Below are 21,864 nucleotides of genomic sequence, written 5' to 3' on the forward strand. Positions count from 1 at the left end.
ATTTGGCGTGCTTCGAGAGAATGGGCTGGCCGTGCGCGCACGTGATCGTGAGAGCCGCACAGCGAGGCTTGATGGACGTTGAAGTTATTCGCAGTGCAATCGCGCGACCGTGCGTTAGACCACGCAATGCGATATTGGCGAGACGGCTTGCCAGGCAGGGGGAAACGACGATGCGTCCGTCAAATCCGCTAATCCAGATTCTTCAGACGGGAAGATAAAACTATCACCCGCGATGCAATTTAACCGACAAAAAGAAAATTAACATTCGGTTTTATCGGATGAATTCCGACACCATTTACACGTCATCCGTTTTATTCATGTGGCCATTCGCACATAAGAATGAAAATTGGGAAAGCCGAATGAGAGAAATCCAATAGACAACACCACAAAAATCATCGAAATGCGCGCGCGAAACATTACCCGTTGTTGCATAGCGAGTGTGCGTCGCAAAAAGCGATGTGGCGATGTGCGCTGCCTCGCAGAGTCGCCGAACGTGCGCCTCAGCCACACACCATCGCGACCCACGCGATATCCAAAGTGTCGTGGCACAACCACCAGCGCGTCAGATAACCAACACATTGGCGCGCACGCTTTTTCCGGAGCATTCCCACCATCTTCGGCGCCAGCGTCGCGTATCGTCGGGTTGCGCTGCCCGCAAACGCCCGCCCCCGCAAGCTACTGCGCAGGATCGCCCCCATACGCGGGTAAACCTTTGTTTGACTTCGTCGCGCCGCCCCGTTTACTGCACGCAGCCGAACCTCTCAATCCGCTTTCATTCACCGCCCGCATTTTGTTTGGTCTGCTGAGCAGAGTTCTGCGAGCGCCCTCCCCTCTCCGACGAGGTACAACATGGTTACTATCTCCAGCAGCGCCGTCGACGAATTCAAATCCACACTGCGCGGCCAGCTTCTGCTGCCCGACACGCCGGGCTTCGACACGGCGCGCAGCATCTGGAACGCGATGATCGACCGTACGCCCGCGATGATCTTGCGCTGCGCGGGTGTTGCCGACGTGCGCAGCGGCGTCGCCTTCGCGCGCGACAACGGCCTGCCGCTCGCCATTCGCGGCGGCGGCCACAACATCGGCGGCAGCGCTGTGTGCGACGATGGCCTCATGCTCGACCTGTCCACGATGAAATCGGTGCGTATCGATCCGCAAGCGCGGCGCGCGTATGTCGAACCCGGCGCGACGCTGCATGATTTCGATCACGAAGCGCAGGCATTCGGACTCGCGACACCGCTCGGCATCAACTCGACGACCGGCGTCGCAGGTCTGACGCTCGGCGGCGGCTTCGGCTGGCTGAGCCGCCGCTACGGCATGACGATCGACAACCTCGTCGCGGCCGACATCGTCACCGCCGACGGTGAATTGCGCCACGTGAGCGCCACTTCGCACGACGATCTGTTCTGGGCGATTCGCGGCGGCGGCGGCAATTTCGGCGTCGTTACGCTATTCGAGTTCGCGTTGCATGAGGTCGGCCCGCTCGTGTATGGCGGCCTCGTCGTGTTGCCGCTCGCCGACGCGAAGGAAGCACTGATCAAATACCGCGATGCCGCGCCGGCAATGCCCGACGAGCTGGCCGTCTGGGCGGTCGCGCGGCTCGCGCCGCCGCTGCCGTTCCTGCCGCCCGACGTGCACGGCAAACCCGTGCTGGTGTTCGCGATGTGCTACAACGGCCCGGTCGACAAAGGCCCGGCCGCGGTGGAAGCCGTGCGCGGCTTCGGCAAGCCGCTCGGCGAACATCTTGGTCCGATGCCCTACGAAATCTGGCAACAGGCCTTCGATCCGCTGCTAACGCCAGGGGCGCGCAACTACTGGAAGTCGCACAACCTCGGCACCATCGACGATGGTCTGATCGACGCACTGCTTCGCGCGATCGACACGTTGCCGTCCACGCAATGCGAAATTTTCTTCGGGCTGATCGGTGCGCAAACGCAGCGCGTGGCGGTCGACGCAACCGCTTACCCGGCCCGCAACACGCTATACGGCATGAACGTGCACGGCCGCTGGGACGATGCGCGCGACGACGAGCGCTGCGTCGCATGGGCGCGCGCCTTTTTCGAAGCGGCGCGCCCGTTTGCGCTAGGCAGCGTGTACGTCAACTTCATGACCGAGGAAGAAGGCGGCCGTATCGCGGATGCCTATGGGCCGAACTATGAGCGGCTCGTCGCCGTGAAGAACCGCTACGATCCGCACAACCTGTTCCGCCACAACCAGAACATTCGCCCAACCGTGTAGCGACGACGCGCAACGGCGAGCAGCGCGAAACCGCGAACTGCAAGTGGCCGCGCCGCCCTGGCGCAAGGCGGCGCGGCGCTTGGGCACGCTCCCTGCTAATGTCAGCTGTGACTGCTCGCGATGCGTGCGTCGCGCGTCGCGGCACGCCCGCTCAACGACAATCACCGCGCGCACGGAACCTCTCGTGCGCAAATGAGAACAAAGCAAAGCAAGGCGGGCGATTCGCCGCACTCTTCCATAACGTACAACATGCGTGAGAAACGCAAAGGAAAACAGTCATGCGCAGACGACAATTCATCATGACCGGCAGCGCTGCATTGGCCGTCGCGGGCCTGAGCCTCACCGGTTGCACGACGACTTCGCCGTCCTCGAACGCATCCCCGTCGGCCAATGCCGGCAAGCGCGACACGATCAACGCGGGCGTCGACTCGACGCTTGCGCGCCTCTACGAAAACGTCGACGGTTCGCGCGAGCTCGTTGCGAAAGCGCGCGGCGTGCTGGTGTTTCCGTCGGTGATCTCGGCCGGCTTCTGGGTCGGCGCGCAGTATGGTGAAGGCGCGATGCGCATCGGCGGCCGCACGGTCGGCTACTTCAGCACGGTCGCGGGCTCGTTCGGCTTGCAGATCGGCGCGCAGTCGAAGGCGCTCGTGTTTCTGTTCATGACGCAGGAAGCGCTCGACGAATTCATGCACAGCCAGGGTTGGGCGGTCGGCGCGAATGCGACCGTCGCCGTGCTGAAGGTCGGCGCGAACGGCGCGGTGGATTCCTCGACCGCAACGAGCCCGGTGCAGGCTTTCGTGCTGACCAACGGCGGTTTGATGGCCGGCGTGTCGCTCGAAGGCACGAAGGTGTCCCGGCTGATTATCTGAGTATCTGAGCGGAGCCTCCGCTCTTGCGGATTTGTGGTGCGAGCGCGCCGCGCGACTGCACGACAGATCCGCGCCGCGCGTTCAAGCCATCGCGTTCCGCCCGCTTCGCCAGCGCCATTCATCGCGCTACGGAAAAATCCACGCCTTTCGCAAACCGTCCGTGTTCAGCGGACGTATCCTTCGCGCAGCCGCGCGCGTTGCCAAGCCCGTTCAGCGCAGCGCATGCAGGCCTCAGCATTGCGCTCGCGCGCCACCTCGTAAAACATGATCACCGCTAGTCCCGCTTCCGGTCGGCCCGCCTGGCTGTCCGGCATTCGCAGCAACGCCCGCTCGATCTCGAGACGCTGCGCATCATCCTGCCGTACGCGGTGCTGATTGCGATCGTCGGTCTGCTCGAAACGCTGCTGACCTTCAACCTGACCGACGAAATCACCGAAACGCGCGGTCAGCCGAATCGCGAATGCGTCGCCCTCGGCGCGGCGAATATCGCCTCGGGACTGTTCGGCGGCATGGGCGGTTGCGCGATGATCGGCCAGACCATGATCAACCTGAATTCGGGGGGACGTTCGCGGCTGTCGGGAATCGTCAGCGGCGTGATGATGCTGCTGTACATCCTGTTCCTGTCGCCGCTGATCGAGCGGATTCCGCTCGCGGCGCTGGTCGGCGTGATGTTTGTGGTCGCGCGGCAGACCTTCGCATGGGGCTCGCTGCGCGTGCTCGGCAAGGTGCCGCGCAACGACGCGCTCGTGATCGTCGCGGTCACGGTCATCACCGTATTTGCCGATCTCGCGATCGCGGTGATGTGCGGCATCGTGATCGCCGCGCTCAACTTCGCGTGGCAGCATGCGCGCGAAATTCACGCGCCCGCGGAGGATCGCGCGGGCCATAAGACCTACGTGCCGCGCGGCACACTGTTTTTCGCGTCGACGACGCGCTTTCACGAGCTGTTCGATCCCGCGCGAGACCCGGCGAGCGTGACCGTCGATTGCAGTCACCTGCTGCTCGCCGATCATTCGGCGCTCGCCGCGTTGCAGGGGCTGGCCGAGCGCTATCGCAACGCGGGCAAAGAGTTGCGGATGCAGAACCTGTCGGAGCGCAACCGCCAATTGTTGAGCCGCGCGGGAATCGGCTTCGCGTGACACACGCACCGCGTTGCGAGCGGGCGTGCGGTGAATGCTCGCGCGTGCGTCGGCAACGCGGCCTGGCGCTTTAGCGCTGCTCCGGCAACTTGAACACCGAGATCGCCGCCGACAATTGGCTGGTCTGCGTCTTCAGCACATCGGCGGACGCGCTCGCTTCCTCGACGAGCGCCGCATTCTGCTGCGTCGTCTGATCCATGCTCGCGACAGCGATGTTGACCTGCTCGATGCCCGAGGTCTGCTCGACCGACGCCGCGCTGATCTCGCCCATGATGTCGTTGACACGACGTACCGCCTGCACGACTTCCTGCATCGTGTCGCCCGCGCGCCCGACGTGTTCCGAGCCGCCCGCGATCTGCGCGGCCGATTCCTCGATCAGCGCCTTGATCTCTTTCGCGGCCGCCGCGCTGCGTTGCGCGAGCGTACGCACTTCGCCCGCGACCACCGCGAAACCGCGGCCCTCCTCGCCCGCGCGCGCCGCCTCGACGGCCGCGTTCAACGCGAGGATGTTGGTCTGAAACGCAATCCCTTCGATCACGCCGATGATGTCGCCGATCCGGTGCGACGACTGTGAAATCCCGCGCATCGTGTCGATCACCTGACCGACCACCGCGCCGCCGCGCGCCGCGGTCTCAGACGCGTTGTGCGCGAGCTGGCTCGCCTGCTTCGCGTTGTCGGCGTTCTGACGCACGGTCGCGGTGATCTGCTCCATGCTCGACGCGGTCTCGCCGAGCGCAGCCGCCTGCTGCTCGGTCCGGCGCGACAGATCCGAATTGCCCGCGGCGATCTCGTTGGATACCGACGAAATCAGCGTCGCGCCGCCGCGAATCTGCTCGATCGCCTGCGCGAGACGCTGCTGCATCCGTTTCATCGCCGCGAGCAGGCTGGTACTGTCGCCGGTCTTCGTGTCGACGATCACGTCGAGGTCGCCGTCCGCGATTCGCGACGCGATCTGCACCGCGTATGCCGGTTCGCCGCCAAGCTGACGCACAATGCTGCGCACGATCACGCCGATCACCAGCGACACGAGCGCGCAAAGCACCAGCGCCGCGATCACGTATTGCGCGAGGGTGCGGTAGAACACCGCCTCGATGTCGTCCGTGTACACGCCGGTGACGATGGTCCAGTCCCACGGCTTGTAAAGCCGCATGTAGTTGCTCTTCGGCGCGAGCTGGTTGGTGCCGGGCTTCGGGAACATCAGATGGACGAATGCCTCGCCTTCGCGCTGCGTCTGCTCGGAACCCTCCTTGAACACATGGCGGCCGTCGGGATCGGTAACGGTGCTCATGTCCTTGCCGACGAGGTCGGCGCGCGTGGCATGCATCAGCACGTGCGCGCGGCTGTCTTCGAGCACGAGATAGCCGCCGGCACCGTCGTAGCGCATTGCGCGCAGGTCGTCCATCGCGGCGCGCTGCGCGTCGGCGAGCGGCATCGTGCCGGCCGCGGCGAGCGCGTTGTAGCGATCGAGCACGCTGTACGCGATGCTGACCACGTTTTTCAGCTCGTCCTCGCGATCGGCGATCATCGTGTCGCGCGTCTTGTATGCACCCCACAGGCCGATCGCCAGAATGCCCATGCACATCACCGCGAGCGCGAGCCACAGCCGCACCTTCAGGCGAAACCGTTCCATCTTCCGTATCCCTTGTCGTGGTTCGCGGTTGTCGGCGCGAGCGGACAGCCGCAAACGTTTCATGTCGTTGTCGGGATTAACGGCGCGACGGCGGAAAACTTCAGTGCTACTTCAAGGTTGCGGGCTTCAGTCCGCCGGCAGCGTCAGCGCCGCCACCTCGCAGCGCGGCCATTGCCGCAGCACGTCGGGCGACATCAGCAGCTTGGCCGCGCGCACGCCGGCGCCCATCACGATCTGTGCACGGTCCATCACCGCGGCGTCGACCAGCACGCGCCAGTCGGCCGGCAGACCAAAGGCGGTAATGCCGCCGAACTCCATCCGGCTATGCTCGACCGCGGCCTCGCGCTTCGCGAACGACAGCCGCTGTGCGCCGAGCGCGGCCTTCACCGCGCCGTTGATGTCGAGCCGCCGCGAGCCGAGCGACACCAGCGCCGCGTAGTGCTCGCCACCGTCTTTCTTGTAGCGGATCACGATCGTGTTCGCGCAGTCTTCGAGGCCGAAGCCATAGCGCGCGCTGAATGCTGCGGTGTCGGAGGCGTCGTCGGTAACGGCGAACACCGTGATGCCGTGCGCCGGCAATTGTTCGACGACATGCGCGGGCAGATGCGCGCTCCACTGGTCGCGCTCGATGACGTCCAGTTGCCGTACGAGTTCGTGCGAATGCATGATGAGCGGAAAGGTGACATTAACCCGCTGCATTCTAGCGGTACGGGCGGGCGGCCGCGGAGCGGGCCATCGAAGCAGGCCATGAAAACAGGCCGTGAAGCTCACCGCTTAACTTGTATAGTGACGGGCACGAGGTTTGCGGAAAGCGACAAGGCAAACACCGTGAAAGCGCCGTCACGATTCAGACACGATCATGGACATCGATACCCTTTCTCGCGAGAACCTCCAGCAGGCCGCGCGTCACCAGGCCAATTGGGCGATGGGCGCACTTCGGCAGTTCACAGAGAACCGCTGTCTGGAGATGGCGGCGAGCATCGCGTTCTATGCGGCGTTCTCGCTCGCGCCGACGCTCGTGATGGTGATCGCGGTGGCCGGCTGGTTCTTCGGCCCGGCGGCCGCGCGCGGCGAGCTGTTCGGCCACATCAACGGCCTGATCGGCGACCAGGCCGCGGCCGGCGTGCAGACGATCGTCGAGAACGCGCATCACGCAGGCGCCAAAGGGGGCATCGCGACGATCATTTCGTTCTCGCTGCTGGCGATCGGCGCGTCGGCGACGTTCTCGTCGCTGAACAGCGCGCTCAATATAGTATGGCCCTACACCGGGCCGCGCTCGGCCAGCTGGCTCGCGCTCGTGCGGGTACGGCTGATTTCGTTCGGACTCGTGCTCGGCGTCGCGTTCCTGCTGATCGTGTCGCTGGTGCTCGATACGGTCATCGCCTTTATCGGCGAGTGGCTGTGGGGCGACTCGCCCTATGTCGTGATCGGCAATCTGCTGCAGCTCGGCGTCGGGCTGCTCGTGCTGATGTTCGCATTCGCCGCACTGCTGAAGTTCCTGCCCGACGCTCGGGGTGCTGTGGCGCGATGCGCTGGTGGGCGGCGTCGTCGCGGCCGTGCTGTTCACCGGCGGCAGAAAGCTGTTCGCGCTCTATCTCGCGCATGCGGGAATGGCCAGCGCGTTCGGCGCAGCCGGCTCGCTCGCGGTGCTGCTGATGTGGCTGTACTTCTCGGCGCTGGTGCTGCTGCTTGGCGCGGAGTTCTCGGCGGCGCGCGGCAGGCTGCACGATCCGCGCGGCGGCTGGGGCATGCAGGGGGAAGCGCCGCCGGGCAGCCGCGCGAAGCTTGCGTCGGTGTTGGCGGCATCGACCGTCGCGGGGAACGCCGTTTCGTCGGCTCGCACGGCTGTGCGTGTTGCCAGCCAAACGACCGCGCCGCTGCCGCCGTCAGGGATCGAGGCGGCAGCGCCAAAGCGCTCTGCGCATGAAACCGCGGTCGACGTCACGCGCAAGGTGCTCGACGTCGAAGCGCAAGCCACCCGTCTCGCGGCGTCAGCCATCGTCGAAGCGCGCCGCCAGGCGACGGCCGCCGACCGCTACGTGCGACGCAACCCGTGGACCTCGGTGCTGCTCGCGGCCGCCGCGGGACTCACGGCCGCGGCCATGGCGCGCCGTGGCGCCGATAGGCGCTGAAACGCGTTGCGCCGTCAAACCGCTCGACGACGCTTGGACACAACGCGGTTCTTCTGTCCAGCCTGTCTAGTCATTTCGCCGGCTGTTTCTTTTATGTTTTCACTACAAAGCCGAGCGGACGTGTAGACGACTAGATTACATTTAGCATGCAAATCGATGCCGAAAGTGCGTTAAGTCATCCCGTCACTATCAACAAATCAACAATAATGTGCATCAGACCAATAAATGTTGCGCAAATAGAAATAATCGTTGATGGGCTGTAAATACAAGGGTTTGCCTCGATTGTCAGTTTTTGGCGACACTCTTTTTTTTCCGTTTCTACCGGGCGGATGCGCTGAGCTATTCTGCTTTCCGCAACAACGAACAATCATCTGCGTGGAGAAATGGATGAAACGAATCGCACTGTCTACCCTCTCGCTGGCGCTCCTCGGCGTCGCCGGTGTCGCACACGCGCAAAGCAGCGTGACCCTGTATGGCGTGCTGGATGAGTCGATCCAGTACGTGAACAACGCTACGCCGAAGGGCGGCAGCCTCGTTCAACTGTTTGGCGGCAACATCCAAGGTAACCGTTTCGGCCTGAAGGGCACGGAAGACCTCGGCGGCGGCCTGAAGGCAATTTTCCAGTTGGAAAACGGCTTTGACATCAACACCGGCAAGCTGCAGCAAGGTGGCTCGATGTTCGGTCGTCAGGCTTACGTCGGTTTGACGGGCGACGCATGGGGCACGTTCACGGCTGGTCGTCAGTACGACCCGCTGGTCGACATGGTCCAGCCGCTGACGGGCGACAACTACTTCGGTAGCACATTCGCTACGCCGGGCGACGTCGACAACAACGACAACAGCTTCCGCGTCATCAACTCGCTGAAGTACGTGTCGCCGGTCTGGTCGGGCTTCCAGATCGAAGGTCTGTATGCTCTGGGCGGCGTCGCAGGCGCGACGGGTTCGGGCCAGACGTGGTCGGGCGCAGCAACGTATGCAACGGGTCCGTTCAGCATCGCTGCTGGCTACCTGCATGCAAGCAATGCCAATTCGCCTGCGACACGTGCATCCGCAAGCAACGTTGTGACCGGCTGGGCTGGTACGGCAGCACCGGCCGCGACGTTTGACTCCAACTTCCCGGCCAACGCCGGCATCAACTCGGCTTACGCTGCATCGAAGTCGATCGGCATCGCGTCGGTCGCGGTTCAGTACGTGACGGGCCCGTGGACCGGCAACCTGTCGTACAGCAACGCACAATACCGTCCGGACGCAAGCTCGGGCTTCACGACGACCCAGAAGTACGAAGTGGGTCGTGCGTACCTGGGCTACCAGGTCACGCCGGCAGCACTGGTGGGTATTGGCTACGCCTACACGAAGGGTCACGGCGACGCATCCGCAACGTATAACCAAGTGTCGCTGGGCGGCGATTACAACCTCTCGAAGCGCACGGACTTCTACCTGGTCGGCGCATGGCAGCACGCAAGCGGCGAACAGCGTGTACCGGGCACCAGTACCCTTCAATCGGCTACGGCTTCGATCGGTTCGTATGGCAACCAGTCGAGCACCAACAACCAGGTCATGGTCAGCCTCGGTATCCGCCACAAGTTCTAATCGGACTTCGAGTCGGACCTGCTACGCAGCTGACGAGCTGCGTAGCCAGAGACCACAAACCAGCCAGAGGCGATGCCGATGGCTGGTTTTTTTTCGTCCCGAGATTCTGGTGGCGGGTTCGGACGAGCTTGGCGCGCGCCCCGAACCCAATACGGCTAGCGCCGCTGCGCCTTCCCTTTATCGGCTTGCGCGAGAATCTGCGCGGGCGGCACATCGTGCTCATGCTCGACGCCATCGGCGCCGACCGGCGCGCGATATAGCACCAGCGCCCGCTCCGGATGCAGCGACGGCGCATCCAGCGACAGCTGCCAGTCTGGATCGGGAATCTCGGCGAAAACCTGGCGCAAACGCTCGCCCCACGTGCGATGAATCATGTCGAAGTACGCGTTGTCGCGATCGATCGACACGAACCGCGTGACGCGCAGCGCATCCTTCTCGTACACCAGCAGATCGAGCGGCAAGCCCACCGACAGGTTCGAGCGCAGCGTCGAGTCCATCGAGATCAGCGCGGACTTCGCGGCCTCGTCGAGCGGTGTGGACGGCGTCAGCACGCGGTCGATGATCGGCTTGCCGTACTTCGATTCGCCGATCTGGAAGTACGGATTCACCGCCGACGCCTCGATGAAATTGCCCGCCGCGTAGATCATGAAAAGCCGCATGCGGTTGCCCGCGATCTGGCCGCCGAGAATGAAGCTGCAATTGAAGTCGACGCCGAACTTCTGCAGCGCTGCCGCTTCGCGCTCGTGCACGCGGCGCACCGCGCTGCCGACCACGCGCGCGGCGTCGGCCATCGTCGGCACGCTCCATAGCGTCGGCTCGCCGGCATCGGCGGGCTCGGACAGCTCGTGCAGCACCGCCTGGGTGATCGACAGATTGCCGGCACCCAGCAGCACCAGCATGCGTTCGCCGGGTTGCTCGAACACCGACATCTTGCGCGCGGTACTGATGTGATCCACGCCCGCATTGGTACGCGTATCGGACAGGAATACGAGACCGTCGTTGACGGCCATCGCTACGCAGTAAGTCATAACGAATCCGCAGAACGCGAGGGAACGGACCTATTGTAATGCGGCGCACGGGCGCCTTTTATCCGTGTTTACGGCCTTTTTTATGGCCTTTTTCGCAGCCTTTAGCGTTGCAACGCGGCTACTGCGACATCTGCGTGCTGACCGCCACCGCCACGTGAAGCTCCTCTTCGAGCCCGCCGATGCGCCGGCCGCGCACCGGTGCGGCCGCCTCATAGTCGCGCGCCACAGCGAGGCGGCAATAGATCTCGCTGGCAAACCCGGCGTGCGTGACGTCGAGCGATATCCAGCCTTTGCCTTCGAGCCAAACGTCGACCCACGCATGGCTCGCGCCATGCGGCACGTCGCCGGGTTCGATATAACCGCTCACGTAGCGCGCCGGTACGCCGCGCGCGCGGCAGCACGCGAGCATCAGATGCGCATGGTCCTGGCACACGCCGTTGCCGAGCGCGAGCGCCTCGGCGGCCGTGCTCGTGACCTCGGTCACGCCGGGCCGGTATTGCACGCGCTGCACGATCTGCTCGGCAAGCGCAATCAGGCTTGCCGGACTCGCCAGATTCGCCACCGATTCCGCCAGCTCGCGAATCGCGCCATCGGCTTCGGTCAGACGGGTCGCGCAGGTGAAATGCTCGAGCGGAATCGGGCCGGGCGGATCGTGCAGCACCCCGTCGACGAGCGGCATTGTGTCCACCTCGCCCGACACGCGCAGATGAATCTCGTCGTGCGGCTTGTTGATGACGAGCGTATGCAGCACGTTGCCGTAGGCGTCGAGTGTGGCGTCCAGCTTGCCCGGCGCGTCGATGCTCCAGCGCCGCACGGTCTGCCCGGCGCCGCTCGAGGGCGTCAGGCGCAACTGCTGGATCGAATAATGAACCGTCGCTTCGTAGCGGTAAGAGGTGTCGTGGCGGATCGTCAGGTACATGAGAAAACTCCGTCAGGCCACTGGCAGCATCAGATAAGTACGCGCCACCAGATTGCCCAGCTCGAACACGCGAGCGAGGAACTGCGTCAGATAGCCATGCAAACCGGTTTCGAAAATCTGCCGAATGTCGGCATAGAGCAGCTCGGCGCGCAGCTTGCCGGCGAAGCGCTCGCACTGGTTCGAGCCCGACGTGCGCAGCATCGCGAGATTGCTGCACACGCCGTCCAGCGAGGCGAGCAGCGAGCGCGGCATCTGCTGATTGAGGATCATCAGCTCGACGACGCGCGCGGGCGTCACGACGTCGCGATACACCTTGCGATAGATTTCGAGCGCCGACACCGAGCTCAGGATCGAGGTCCAGTAATAGAAGTCCTCCAGCTGGCGCGCGGCGTCGCGCGAGTTCGGCTCGACGTTCGCGAAACGCACATCGAGAATCCGCGCGGTATTGTCGGCTCGCTCGAGATAGGTGCCTAGCTGGGTGAAGAAGAACGCGTCGTCCTGCAGCGCGGTGCCGATCGTCACGCCACGCGACAGATGCGAGCGGAACTTGACCCATTCGAACAACGAGCCCGGATTGCTCGCGGCCTGCCCGCTCGCAAGCCGCTCGTTGAATTCGAGCCACGTGTCGTTGATGGTTTCCCACCACTCGGTCGTCAGCGTGCCGCGCACCGCGCGGGCGTTTTCGCGCGCGGCCTGCAGGCATGAATGAATGCTCGACGGATTGCTCGCGTCGGCGACCATGAAGTCGAGCACGTGCTCGAGCGTCGGTTCGTCGTAACGCTGCGCGAAGGCGCTTTCGAGCTCGGAGATGCGCAGCACCGAGCGCTGCGCGCGAGCCTCCTGTTCGGGCGTCTGCGGCAGCAGTTGCGCCTTCAGGTTGATGTCGAGCATGCGCGCGGTGTTCTCCGCGCGCTCCATATAGCGGGCCATCCAGAAGAGGTGATCGGCGGTTCGGCTAAGCATGACGGCGTTCCATGTCTGTGATCTGAACGCGCGAGGCCTTCGTCGGCGACGAAAGTCCGCGCTGGTTATCCGTTGAGCGACGGCGGCGCACGCGCATTGCGTGCCGCTTGCCGCGCATCAGTCGACCATCCAGGTATCCTTGGTCCCGCCTCCCTGCGATGAATTGACGACGAGCGAGCCCTGCTGCAGCGCGACGCGCGTGAGACCGCCCGCCACCATCGTGGTGCTCTTGCCCGACAGCACGAACGGCCGCAGGTCGATATGGCGCGGCGCGATGCCCGCTTCGACGAAGGTCGGACACGCGGACAGCGCCAGCGTCGGCTGCGCGATATAACCGGCCGGACGCGCGATCAGCCGCTCGCGGAAGGCCTCGACCTCGGCCTTGGTCGCGGCCGGGCCGACCAGCATCCCGTAGCCTCCCGCGCCGTGCACTTCCTTGACCACCAGCTCCGGCAGATGCGCGAGCGTATAGGCGAGGTCCTCGGGCTTGCGGCACTGATAGGTCGGCACGTTGTTCAGAATCGGCTTTTCGCCGAGATAGAACTCGATCATGTCGGGCACGTACGGGTAGATCGATTTGTCGTCGGCGATGCCGGTGCCCATCGCATTGGCGAGCGCGACGCGGCCGGCGCGATACGCGGTCAGCAAACCCGGCACGCCGAGCGCGGAGTCGGCGCGAAACGCGAGCGGATCGAGAAAGTCGTCGTCGACGCGCCGGTAGATCACGTCGACGCGCTTCGGTCCCTGGGTGGTGCGCATGAACACGTAGTTGTCGTCGACGAACAGATCCTTGCCTTCGACGAGCTCGACGCCCATCTGCTGCGCGAGGAACGTATGCTCGAAATACGCGGAGTTGTACATGCCCGGCGTCAGCACGACGACGACCGGATCGTCGACGCCTTCCGGCGCGACCGAGCGCAGCGTATCGAGCAGCAGATCGGGGTAATGCGCGACCGGCGCGATGCGGTTCTGCACGAACAGTTCGGGGAAGAGCCGCATCATCATCTTGCGGTTTTCGAGCATGTACGACACGCCCGACGGCACACGCAGATTGTCTTCGAGTACGTAGAACTCGCCTTCGTCGCCGGCGCGCACCACGTCGACGCCGGCGATATGCGCGTAAACACCGAGCGGCACGTCGACGCCCTGCATCTCCGGACGATACTGCGCGTTGGTATAGACCTGCTCGGCCGGCACGATGCCCGCGCGCACGATGTTGCGATCGTGATAGACGTCGTGGATGAACAGATTGAGAGCCTGCACGCGCTGTCGCAAACCCGCTTCGAGCGTCTGCCATTCGCCGCGCGGAATGATGCGCGGAATCAGATCGAAGGGGATCAGCCGCTCGGTGCCGGACAGGTCGCCGTTCACCGCGAACGTGATGCCGACGCGCCTGAACAGCAGGTCCGCTTCCGCGCGCTTGCGTGCGATCGCTTCGTTGCCCTGGCTATCCAACCATCGCTCGAAGCGCGCGTAATGCGGCCGTACGCCATCGTCGTGATAGCGCATCTCGTCATAGCATCGCATGTCAGCCCCAGTCTTGTTTGTCGAATAAAGGCGAATGCGCTGCGCATTCGGTATTCGACCTTGATCAAGCAAGCGTTATGCCATTGAATATGTCGTGATGATGCGCGTCGACGTGCACGCTAGCGGCGCATCCGCAGGGCGTCGAATTGCGTTGATCGTACTGTCGTGGATCATGATGCGCCAGTCAGGTGCGCGCGCGCCATCAGGGAGCACACTATGAGAGTCGCGCCCGCCGTTTCGCCAATAGGTGCGATGAGCGCTACGCAGCGAGCGCATAAAAAAAGTCCCCGCGGATTCTCATCCACGGGGACTTCGATCACCTGCATGCAGGCGCTTTTTCACGCACTCAAATGTCAGGCATGGTTAAGCACAGCCGCGCCATGCCGACGCATGAGCGTGAGCGCAACGCGCTTAGGCAGCCGCTGCGTCCTTCAGCTTCTTCAGCGCGCGTGCCTTGATGCGCACGCTTGCCGGCTTGGCCGGGAACCAGCGCTCTTCACCCGTGAACGGGTCTTTGCCGAAGCGCTTCTTCTTCGCCGGCACAGCCTGCACGACGATCTTCAGCAGACCCGACAGCGTGAATTCGCCAGCGCCTTTCTTATGCACCGTGCCGAGGATCGTGTCTTCGAGCGCGGCCAGCACAGCCTTGGCGGTCTTCGGTTCCACTGCAGCACGTTCAGCGATGTGAGCTGCCAACGAGGCCTTCGTGAAGGTGTCCTTGATCGGCGTCGGTGCGCCAGACGCCTTCACGGCGACCTTCTTGGCTGCGACGGCTTTCTTCGCAGGGACTTTCTTTGCAGCAACCTTCTTGGTCGGTACCGGGGCAGCAGCCTTCTTGGCCACCTTTTTTGCGGAAGTCGGCATGTTTCTCCTACCTGTTGTGGTCAGTGAATTGCTCGAAGCGCACACCGTATGCGCACGCTTCAACGCCGGATTCTACAAGCGCTAAAGCGATTTGCGCGACTCTTTTATGTATTGCGATGAAGTTTTTTGCGTGGCGCCAACGGTCCAACACGTTTTAGCACCTGTTTTAGCGGCTAAAACGTGTGCCGCGAGGTCTTCAACATGCAGGAGTAACGCTCGTTACAGTTCGTTTCGGCGGCGGTTTCGAGGCGGTCGTGGCGAGGCGGGCTGGTGTTTTCGTCCCTTGAATCAAGGCATTTTCTTCGTTTGACACGTCAAGCAACGCAACCCCGACGCTGCGACGATGCCTACGCCTTGCTTGCGCCGGGTTCCGTTTCAGCGTGCGATGCGCGGCAGGATGCCGGCGAGCTTCGTCAGCGCCGTGTCGATATGCTCGGCCGCGATGCTGCCATAGCCGAACATCAGCCCAGGCTGCGGTGTCACGCGATGGTGAAATGGCGCGAGTCCATAGAGGCCGATCGACGCTTCACGCGCGGCGGCCACGAGCGCCTCTTCGCCGAGCGACGCCAACGGCTCCTTCAGCCGCGCCGCCAGATGGATGCCGGCAGTCGGCACGATCGGTTCGAACCAGCGCGCGAGGTCGCCTTGCAGATGCTCGAGCAGCATCGCGCGGCGCGCCGCATAAGCCTTGTGCATGCGCCGTAGATGACGCGCGAAGTCGCCATTGAGCATGAACGCCGCGAGCGCCGTCTGCGTCAGCGTGCAGCCGTGACAATCGGCGATCTGCCGCGCCTTCAGCAGCGGGCCGTGCAACGACGCCGGCGGCACCAGGTAGCCGATGCGCAGCTCGGGGAAGATCGTCTTCGAAAACGTGCCGACATAGGCGACGAGACCGGCGCGATCGAGGCTCTTCAGCGGCTCCATCGGCCGGCCCTCGAAACGGTACTCGCAGTCGTAGTCGTCCTCGATGATGACCGCGCCGCGCTTTTGCGCCCATTCGAGCAGTTCGACGCGACGCTCGAGGCTCATCGGCATGCCGAGCGGAAACTGATGCGAAGGCGTCACGTAGACGAGCCGCGCCTTGTCCGGCAGCTTGCCGACGATCAGGCCTTCGTTATCGACCGGAACCGGCACCACGCGCGCGCCCGTCACCGTGAAGCAGGCATGCGCGGGTGGGTAGCCGGGGTCTTCGATGGCCGCGATGTCGCCGGGCCGCAACGTGATGCGCGCGATCAGATCGAGCGCGTGCTGCGCGCCCTGCGTGACGATCACGTCGTCCCAGTTGCTCGACACCGCGCGGTTGAAGGCGAGGTAGCGCGAAATTGCGAGCCGCAGCTGCTGCTCACCGGCGGCCTCGCGATAGGTGCCGGGGCTGCGCGCCTGGCCGCGTAGCGCGTGATTCACGCAGCGGCGCCAGACGTCGAAGGGAAACAGCGTCTTGTCGGTCGCGCCGCCGATGAAGTCGAGCGGCGACGGCACCGACGGCCGCGGCAACGGCAGACTGTGGGGCATCTGTTCCCACAGCGGCTGCGCGCGTGCGGCGGCTTTCGCTTGCGCGGCGTCCCGCTCGCGCGACCGAGCCGCCGCGCGCGCCTGCGCGGAGCGCTGGGCGGGCAGCCGTTCGAGCCCGTCGGCGACGAAGGTGCCCGAACCGGCGCACGCGCTCAGGTAGCCTTCGGACAGCAGCCGCTCGAAAACATCGAGCGTGGTCTTGCGCGACACGCCGAGCTGGGTCGCGAGATCGCGTGTGGACGGCAGACGCGTGCCGCCGGCGAGCCGCCCTTCGAGAATGCCCGCGCGCAACTGCCGATAAATCTGTCCGGACAGATCGTGATGGCCTTCGACCGCGATGTGAATGTCCATTCGGGTGGTTACCTCAAATAACGGCGAAATGGTTATTTCGAACGACCAGTGCCGAACGTAAGCTTACCTCCACGGACGCCCATCTGGACGCCCCTCGCACACTCACCAGGACTCTCTGATGCAAGCACGTCTCGACTTCTACAAGGCCAGCCCGAGCGGCACGCGCGCGATGCTCGCGCTCGAGGAAACGATCGGCAAGAGCACGATCGACAAGACGCTCGCCGAACTCGTGCGGATTCGCGCGTCCCAGCTCAACGGCTGTGCGTTCTGCCTCGACATGCACGTGAGCGACGCGCGCAAGCACGGCGAAACCGAACGGCGTCTCGCGACGGTGGCCGCGTGGCGCGAAGCGCCGTTTTTCACCGCGCGCGAACGCGCGGCGCTCGAATGGACAGAGGCGGTGACGCTGATCGCGCAAACGCGCGTACCGGATACGGTATGGGAAGCAGTGAAGCCGCATTTCAGCGAGCAGGAAATCAGCGACCTGACGCTGCTGATCGTTGCGATCAACGGCTGGAACCGGATTGCGGTGTCGTTCAGGAAGATGCCGGAGTAAGCGGCGCGCCCTGGCAGTCGCGAGGCTTTAGAAGATGACGGAAACCGCCACCGCGAGCCAGATCGAGGTCACGCCCGCGAGAAACAGATGCCGCGCGATCCGCACGCGTGAGTCGCTATTCTCCGGCTCGACGGGGCTCGTCGCCATCCACGGCACGAGGCCGAGGCACGCGAAGCCGGCCAACGCGAGCACGAAGACTACGATGTCGGCCTTGTGCCAGGCGGTCGGCTCATACATGCCCCAGTAGCCGAGAAACACGATGCCGATCGAGAACACGGTCGCGGAAGCGGCGCTGAGCGCGGGCACCGATCCAGTGGGAGTCGGCATGCTTGACCTCCGATCGTCAGGTTGCGGCGGCGCTCATGCGCGGCGCGCCGTTCGCCCGGTCCGCGTTCGCGCCGACCGCGGCGAGCCGTCAGGAAGTGCGGGTCTGGCGCGCTTCGTACGTCTTCAGATGACTATAGGCGATGCGCAGCAGCGACAACGCGTGTTCGCCCTTTTGCGCGTCGCCGCCGCGCGTGATCAAGTCGCCGAGAATATGATCCGCCTCGGTGTGCGAGCGGTTTTCGACGTCGCGCAGCATCGACGCGGTCAGCGGCGACGGCGTCAGAAGCACCTGGATGGCGCGCGCGTCGAAGTCCGCGTCCATCGTGAAGCCATTGTGTTCGGCCACCGCGCGGCATTCGCCGAGCAGCTTCTCGATCACGCGCTTGCCGTCAGGCGCGGCCAGAATATCGCCGACCGAACCGCGCATCAAGCAGGTGGTGCCGGCCAGCGTGGCGAGGAATACCCATTTCTCCCACATGCGCAGCAGGATGTTGTCGCTGACCGCGACGTCGAACTTCGCGCCCGACATCGCATCGGCAATCGCCTGGGTGCGCTCCGAGGTGCCGCCCACGAGTTCGCCGAACGTAATCGCCTGCATGTCGTTCAGATGCATGATGTGCTGCTCCGCATTGAGCGTCGCGGCGATCACACACTGGCCGCCGAGCACGCGCTCCTTACCGAAGCGCGCGCTCAGCACCTCGATGTGGCGCATGCCGTTGAGCATCGGCAGGATCAGCGTTTCTTCGCCGACGAATGGCGTGAACGAATCGATCGCGTCGTCGAGACTGTAGGCTTTGCAGCTCAGCAGCACGAGGTCGAACGGCTCGCTGGCGACACCGGCCAGGATCGTCTTCACGTCGCGCAACTGGAGATTGCCCCGTGGGCTGTTGATGACGAGGCCGTCGCGCCGCAGCTTTTCCGCGCGACCGGCGCGTACGAGGAAGGTCACGTCCTGCCCCGCCGCCGCCAGACGTCCGCCGAAATAACCGCCAACCGCGCCTGCCCCTACTACCAGAATTCGCATCTTGAGCCTCTTGAAAGATTTCGGTTTGCCGATCATGCGCGTCGCTGGTGGACGCATCCCGATGTTGCCGCGTGCTTCTTGTGCAGAATGTAGCAAAGATTGGGAATCGGTTCCGGGGAGGCTCGACTGTGGCGCGGACGCTTTCGAAGTCCCGCGCCTTCTGGCTGCAATCGCGCTGACGCGTGCCTTACTGTCCGGACGCGACCGTTTCTCCCTGCTCCCACCCGCCCCCCAGCGACCGGTACAGCGCGATCGCCGAAAGCGCGTGCTCGCGCCGGGCCTGATTCAGCGATTCCGAATCGCGCAGATACGCTTGCTGCGCGTCGAGCACGTCGAGGAAGCTCGACGCGCCGCCCTTATACAACTCGGTCGACAGACGCAGCGCATGATTCGACGCATCGAGCGCACCGGCCAGGCGCTGCACCTGCGCCGCGCCGCTGACGAGATCGCTTCGATTGTCCTCGACCTCCTTGAGCGCCTGCAGCATCGTCTGCTGCAGGCCGAGCTGCGATTCGCGCATGCGGCTCTCGCTCGCGTCGATGTTCGCGGTGATGCGCCCGGCGTTGAAGATCGGGCTCGTTGCATTCAACGCGGCGCTGAACAGATTGTCGGTCAGCGTCGGCAAGCCAAGGTACGACGATGCGAGCAGCCCATTCGTCAGGTTGATCTTGAACTGCGGATAGCGCTGGGCCTTCGATACTCCCACTTCCGCCGCACGCTGTTCGACGAGCGCATAAGCGGTGCGCACGTCGGGCCGATGCAGCAACGCGTCGGACGGCAATACCTGCGGCGCGCTTTGCGCAGGCACCGGAATCTCGCGCGCGCTGGAAAGCAGCAGCGTATCCAGACTTTCCGGCGTACGCCCCGAATACACGGCGATCAGGCTCAGCTGATGCTGGACCGTCGATTGCATGCGCGGAATCTGTGCCTGCAAATCCTGCAACTGATTCTGCGCGCGGGCGACGTCGAGCTGGGTCGACAGTCCGTAATGCAGACGCGCCTGCGTGAGCTTCAGCGCGCGGCTGCGGATTTGCTCGTTGTCGTCGAGGATCTGCAATTGCGCCTGCGCCCAGCGCAGATCGATATATGCTGCCGCCGTGTTCGCCGCGAGCGCGAGCCGCAACTGGTTCAGCGCCCCAACGCTACCCGACACCTGCGCCTGCGACGCGAGCACCGCGAGTCGTTCGCCGCCGAACACGTCCGGGGTCCAGCTCGCGGCGAGGCCGAAGCCGGCCTGGCGCACATAGCCGAGCGGCGGCGGCGTGTTCTGCCGCTCGATCGAAGCGCCCGCGTTCGCATTCAGCTCCGGCAGCAGCGCGGCGCGATTCTGCGTCACCAGATCCTGCGACTGTTTCACGCGCTCGGCCGCGGCTTGCACGTCGAGGTTGCCGGTCAACACCGATTCGATCAGCTGATGCATGACCGGGTCGCCGAATTGCGCCCACCAGGCATCGGTGTTCACGCTATCCTGCGGTGCGTCGACGCTCCAGGCGGCCGGCGCCAGCGTCTGCACCGCATGCGGCAAATCCGCGTGCGTGGCCGGGTGCACCGCGCAGGCCGCGAGCGTCAAAAATGCCGCGCTCGCCACTAATTTCATCGCCATCCGTTTCATGTTGGACTCCTAGTGGGCATCGGGCGGGGGCGCGGTGTTGCCGAACGGCCGCGAAAACAGCACGCTCAGCAAAGCGACCACGAAGCACAGCGCAACCGCCAGAAAGGCGTCGGAAAACGCGAGCACCAGCGCTTCGCGCATCAATGCCTCGTGCAATTCGGCCAGCCCCGCATTCGCAGCATTCAATACGTTGCCGCCGACTGCCGACAAATACTCGGCCTGCTTCTGCAAGATCGATTCGACGACCGGACGGCCCGCGTTCAGATGTTCGTCGAGCCGTTCGTAGTGAAGATTCAGACGGTCGTTCAACATCGTGCTGCTGACCGCGATGCCGATCGCGCCGCCGAGATTACGCATCAGATTGAACAGTCCGCTCGCGGAGCGCAGCCGCGACGGCGGCAACGCGCCGAGCGCCATCGTCACAATCGGCGGAATACAGAACTGCTGGCCGATTCCGCGCAAGGCTTGCGGAATTAGCAGTTGCTGCCAGCCCCATTGGTTCGTCAACGGCACGTACAGATAGCAGCCGATGCCAAACAGCGCGAGGCCGAACACCATCAGCAAGCGCATATCGACGAAGCGCGCGAGCGTCGAGTACGCGCCGAGCGCGAGCAACTGAAAACAGCCGACCGATAGCAACGCGAGGCCGATCTGCAACGAATCGAAGCCGCGCACGCGGGCAAGAAACACCGGCGTCAGAAACACGGTGCAGAAGATCCCGATCCCGGTGATGAACGACAGCAGACTGCCGATACCGAAGTTGCGCAGCGCCAGCGCGCGCAGGTCGACGATCGGTTCCTTCGCGGTGAACGCATGCACGAGGAACAGAAACCCGCAGATCGCCGCGACCCACGCGCACAGCACGATCACGTCGTCGCCGAACCAGTTCTTGCGCGGCCCTTCTTCGAGCACGTATTCGAGGCAGCCGAGAAAACCCGACATCAGCAGGATGCCGACGTAGTCGCCCTTCTTCAGCAGCGACAGATCGACCCTGTCGATATGCACGTACTTCGGCACCAGCAGCGTAACGGCGACGCCCGGTACCAGGTTCAGATAGAACAGCCAGTGCCACGACCATTGCGACGTGATCCAGCCGCCGATCACCGGGCCGATCGTCGGTGCCAGCGACGCGAGCGCGCCGATCGTCGTCGATGCGATCAAACGCTGCTTGCCGGGAAACAGCACGAACGCGGTCGTAAACACGGTCGGGATCATCGCGGCGCCAAGCGCGCCTTGCAGACCGCGAAACAGGATCATCGAGTTGATGTCCCATGCGAGCCCGCACAGCATGCTGGTCACCGTGAAGCCGAACGCGGAAAACGTGAACAGCCACCGTGTCGAGAACACGCGCGTGAGCCACCCCGACATCGGAATCACGATGATCTCCGCGATCAGATACGAGGTCTGCACCCACGACAGTTCGTCCTGACTCGCGGACAGCCCGCCACCGATATCGCGCAGCGACGACGCGACGATCTGGATATCGAGCGTCGCCATGAAAAAGCCCACGCACATCAGCGCGAATGCGAAGACCTTGGTGCGGGTCGGCTGGTCGGCGGGGTTGTCGAGAACGTCGGTCATGA

At 64.1% G+C, this 21,864-nt stretch carries 16 protein-coding genes and 2 pseudogenes; 6 read left to right on the top strand and 12 right to left on the bottom strand.

Annotated features, from left to right (window positions below; translation table 11 throughout):
- Positions 1–849 precede the first annotated feature (849 nt).
- The 3 genes and pseudogenes from QFZ94_RS05570 to QFZ94_RS05580 all read left to right on the top strand — a co-directional run.
- Positions 850–2,238 carry an FAD-binding oxidoreductase gene (locus tag QFZ94_RS05570; RefSeq protein WP_410851367.1) on the top strand — a complete coding sequence of 463 codons (1,389 nt, stop codon included), beginning with the start codon at positions 850–852 and terminating at the stop codon, positions 2,236–2,238.
- Positions 2,239–2,516: 278 nt separating this feature from the next.
- Positions 2,517–3,107: a BPSL1445 family SYLF domain-containing lipoprotein gene (locus QFZ94_RS05575; protein WP_176106616.1), complete on the top strand. Its 591-nt coding sequence runs from the start codon at positions 2,517–2,519 to the stop codon at positions 3,105–3,107.
- A 326-nt stretch (positions 3,108–3,433) separates the two neighbouring features.
- Positions 3,434–4,246 (top strand): annotated as a pseudogene (locus QFZ94_RS05580) (SulP family inorganic anion transporter); the annotation flags it as partial.
- Positions 4,247–4,316: 70 nt separating this feature from the next.
- Here QFZ94_RS05580 and QFZ94_RS05585 read toward each other — a convergent pair.
- The gene (locus QFZ94_RS05585) at positions 4,317–5,876 is read right to left on the bottom strand and encodes a methyl-accepting chemotaxis protein (protein WP_429455843.1); all 1,560 of its coding nucleotides are present in this window, start codon (positions 5,874–5,876) and stop codon (positions 4,317–4,319) included.
- A 126-nt stretch (positions 5,877–6,002) separates the two neighbouring features.
- Positions 6,003–6,542, bottom strand: coding sequence for a YbaK/EbsC family protein (locus tag QFZ94_RS05590; RefSeq protein ID WP_429455844.1), 540 nt, complete (start codon positions 6,540–6,542; stop codon positions 6,003–6,005).
- Positions 6,543–6,735: 193 nt separating this feature from the next.
- On the opposite strand from QFZ94_RS05590, the pseudogene QFZ94_RS05595 reads away from it, so the two are divergent.
- Positions 6,736–8,008: pseudogene (locus QFZ94_RS05595) on the top strand (YhjD/YihY/BrkB family envelope integrity protein).
- Positions 8,009–8,395: 387 nt separating this feature from the next.
- On the top strand, positions 8,396–9,598 hold the full coding sequence (locus QFZ94_RS05600; protein WP_429455845.1) for a porin: 1,203 nt from the start codon (positions 8,396–8,398) through the stop codon (positions 9,596–9,598).
- A gap of 155 nt (positions 9,599–9,753) precedes the next feature.
- Here the strand turns inward: QFZ94_RS05600 and QFZ94_RS05605 are convergent, their stop codons facing one another.
- The 6 genes from QFZ94_RS05605 to QFZ94_RS05630 all read right to left on the bottom strand — a co-directional run bounded on the left by QFZ94_RS05605 (position 9,754) and on the right by QFZ94_RS05630 (position 16,762).
- On the bottom strand, positions 9,754–10,626 hold the full coding sequence (locus QFZ94_RS05605) for a peptidase (RefSeq protein WP_368582271.1): 873 nt from the start codon (positions 10,624–10,626) through the stop codon (positions 9,754–9,756).
- A 118-nt stretch (positions 10,627–10,744) separates the two neighbouring features.
- A complete protein-coding gene (locus QFZ94_RS05610) occupies positions 10,745–11,545 on the bottom strand; it encodes a transglutaminase family protein (RefSeq protein ID WP_368582270.1) in 801 nt (266 codons plus the stop codon).
- A gap of 12 nt (positions 11,546–11,557) precedes the next feature.
- Positions 11,558–12,508 (bottom strand): alpha-E domain-containing protein, encoded by a 951-nt coding sequence (locus QFZ94_RS05615; RefSeq protein ID WP_368582269.1) that lies wholly within the window; start codon positions 12,506–12,508, stop codon positions 11,558–11,560.
- 117 nt (positions 12,509–12,625) lie between these two features.
- Positions 12,626–14,035, bottom strand: a complete 1,410-nt coding sequence (locus QFZ94_RS05620) for a circularly permuted type 2 ATP-grasp protein (protein ID WP_429455846.1) — start codon at positions 14,033–14,035, stop codon at positions 12,626–12,628.
- A 411-nt stretch (positions 14,036–14,446) separates the two neighbouring features.
- Complete coding sequence (locus QFZ94_RS05625; RefSeq protein WP_013092256.1) at positions 14,447–14,899, bottom strand: HU family DNA-binding protein; 453 nt, start codon at positions 14,897–14,899, stop codon at positions 14,447–14,449.
- Between the two features lie 375 nt (positions 14,900–15,274).
- Positions 15,275–16,762, bottom strand: coding sequence for a PLP-dependent aminotransferase family protein (locus tag QFZ94_RS05630; protein WP_429455847.1), 1,488 nt, complete (start codon positions 16,760–16,762; stop codon positions 15,275–15,277).
- A gap of 118 nt (positions 16,763–16,880) precedes the next feature.
- Here QFZ94_RS05630 and QFZ94_RS05635 point away from each other — a divergent pair, with 118 nt between their 5' ends.
- A complete protein-coding gene (locus QFZ94_RS05635; RefSeq protein ID WP_410851371.1) occupies positions 16,881–17,318 on the top strand; it encodes a carboxymuconolactone decarboxylase family protein in 438 nt (145 codons plus the stop codon).
- A 27-nt stretch (positions 17,319–17,345) separates the two neighbouring features.
- On the opposite strand, the gene QFZ94_RS05640 is transcribed toward QFZ94_RS05635, so the two are convergent.
- From QFZ94_RS05640 to QFZ94_RS05655, 4 genes are all read right to left on the bottom strand, one after another.
- Positions 17,346–17,645: a hypothetical protein gene (locus QFZ94_RS05640; protein ID WP_026228439.1), complete on the bottom strand. Its 300-nt coding sequence runs from the start codon at positions 17,643–17,645 to the stop codon at positions 17,346–17,348.
- An 88-nt stretch (positions 17,646–17,733) separates the two neighbouring features.
- Positions 17,734–18,669: a 2-dehydropantoate 2-reductase gene (gene panE / locus QFZ94_RS05645; RefSeq protein WP_368582265.1), complete on the bottom strand. Its 936-nt coding sequence runs from the start codon at positions 18,667–18,669 to the stop codon at positions 17,734–17,736.
- 187 nt (positions 18,670–18,856) lie between these two features.
- Positions 18,857–20,281, bottom strand: a complete 1,425-nt coding sequence (locus QFZ94_RS05650) for an efflux transporter outer membrane subunit (protein WP_429455848.1) — start codon at positions 20,279–20,281, stop codon at positions 18,857–18,859.
- Between the two features lie 9 nt (positions 20,282–20,290).
- Positions 20,291–21,862, bottom strand: coding sequence for a DHA2 family efflux MFS transporter permease subunit (locus tag QFZ94_RS05655; RefSeq protein WP_410851373.1), 1,572 nt, complete (start codon positions 21,860–21,862; stop codon positions 20,291–20,293).
- Between the last annotated feature and the right edge of the window lie 2 nt (positions 21,863–21,864).

Origin of the sequence: Paraburkholderia sp. JPY465 (genome assembly GCF_050436725.1) — a bacterium.
GTDB classification, from domain to species: domain Bacteria; phylum Pseudomonadota; class Gammaproteobacteria; order Burkholderiales; family Burkholderiaceae; genus Paraburkholderia; species Paraburkholderia youngii.

Bases quoted from the DNA above. Each gene is read 5' to 3' on its own strand.
- QFZ94_RS05575 (WP_176106616.1), top strand. From the start codon at position 2,517: ATGCGCAGACGACAATTCATCATGACCGGCAGCGCTGCATTGGCCGTC.
- QFZ94_RS05625 (WP_013092256.1), bottom strand. From the start codon at position 14,899: ATGCCGACTTCCGCAAAAAAGGTGGCCAAGAAGGCTGCTGCCCCGGTA.
- QFZ94_RS05635 (WP_410851371.1), top strand. From the start codon at position 16,881: ATGCAAGCACGTCTCGACTTCTACAAGGCCAGCCCGAGCGGCACGCGC.
- QFZ94_RS05650 (WP_429455848.1), bottom strand. From the start codon at position 20,281: ATGAAACGGATGGCGATGAAATTAGTGGCGAGCGCGGCATTTTTGACG.
- QFZ94_RS05585 (WP_429455843.1), bottom strand. From the start codon at position 5,876: ATGGAACGGTTTCGCCTGAAGGTGCGGCTGTGGCTCGCGCTCGCGGTG.
- QFZ94_RS05610 (WP_368582270.1), bottom strand. From the start codon at position 11,545: ATGTACCTGACGATCCGCCACGACACCTCTTACCGCTACGAAGCGACG.
- QFZ94_RS05605 (WP_368582271.1), bottom strand. From the start codon at position 10,626: ATGACTTACTGCGTAGCGATGGCCGTCAACGACGGTCTCGTATTCCTG.
- QFZ94_RS05620 (WP_429455846.1), bottom strand. From the start codon at position 14,035: ATGCGATGCTATGACGAGATGCGCTATCACGACGATGGCGTACGGCCG.
- QFZ94_RS05630 (WP_429455847.1), bottom strand. From the start codon at position 16,762: ATGGACATTCACATCGCGGTCGAAGGCCATCACGATCTGTCCGGACAG.
- QFZ94_RS05640 (WP_026228439.1), bottom strand. From the start codon at position 17,645: ATGCCGACTCCCACTGGATCGGTGCCCGCGCTCAGCGCCGCTTCCGCG.
- QFZ94_RS05615 (WP_368582269.1), bottom strand. From the start codon at position 12,508: ATGCTTAGCCGAACCGCCGATCACCTCTTCTGGATGGCCCGCTATATG.
- QFZ94_RS05590 (WP_429455844.1), bottom strand. From the start codon at position 6,542: ATGCATTCGCACGAACTCGTACGGCAACTGGACGTCATCGAGCGCGAC.
- panE (WP_368582265.1), bottom strand. From the start codon at position 18,669: ATGCGAATTCTGGTAGTAGGGGCAGGCGCGGTTGGCGGTTATTTCGGC.
- QFZ94_RS05655 (WP_410851373.1), bottom strand. From the start codon at position 21,862: ATGACCGACGTTCTCGACAACCCCGCCGACCAGCCGACCCGCACCAAG.
- QFZ94_RS05570 (WP_410851367.1), top strand. From the start codon at position 850: ATGGTTACTATCTCCAGCAGCGCCGTCGACGAATTCAAATCCACACTG.
- QFZ94_RS05600 (WP_429455845.1), top strand. From the start codon at position 8,396: ATGAAACGAATCGCACTGTCTACCCTCTCGCTGGCGCTCCTCGGCGTC.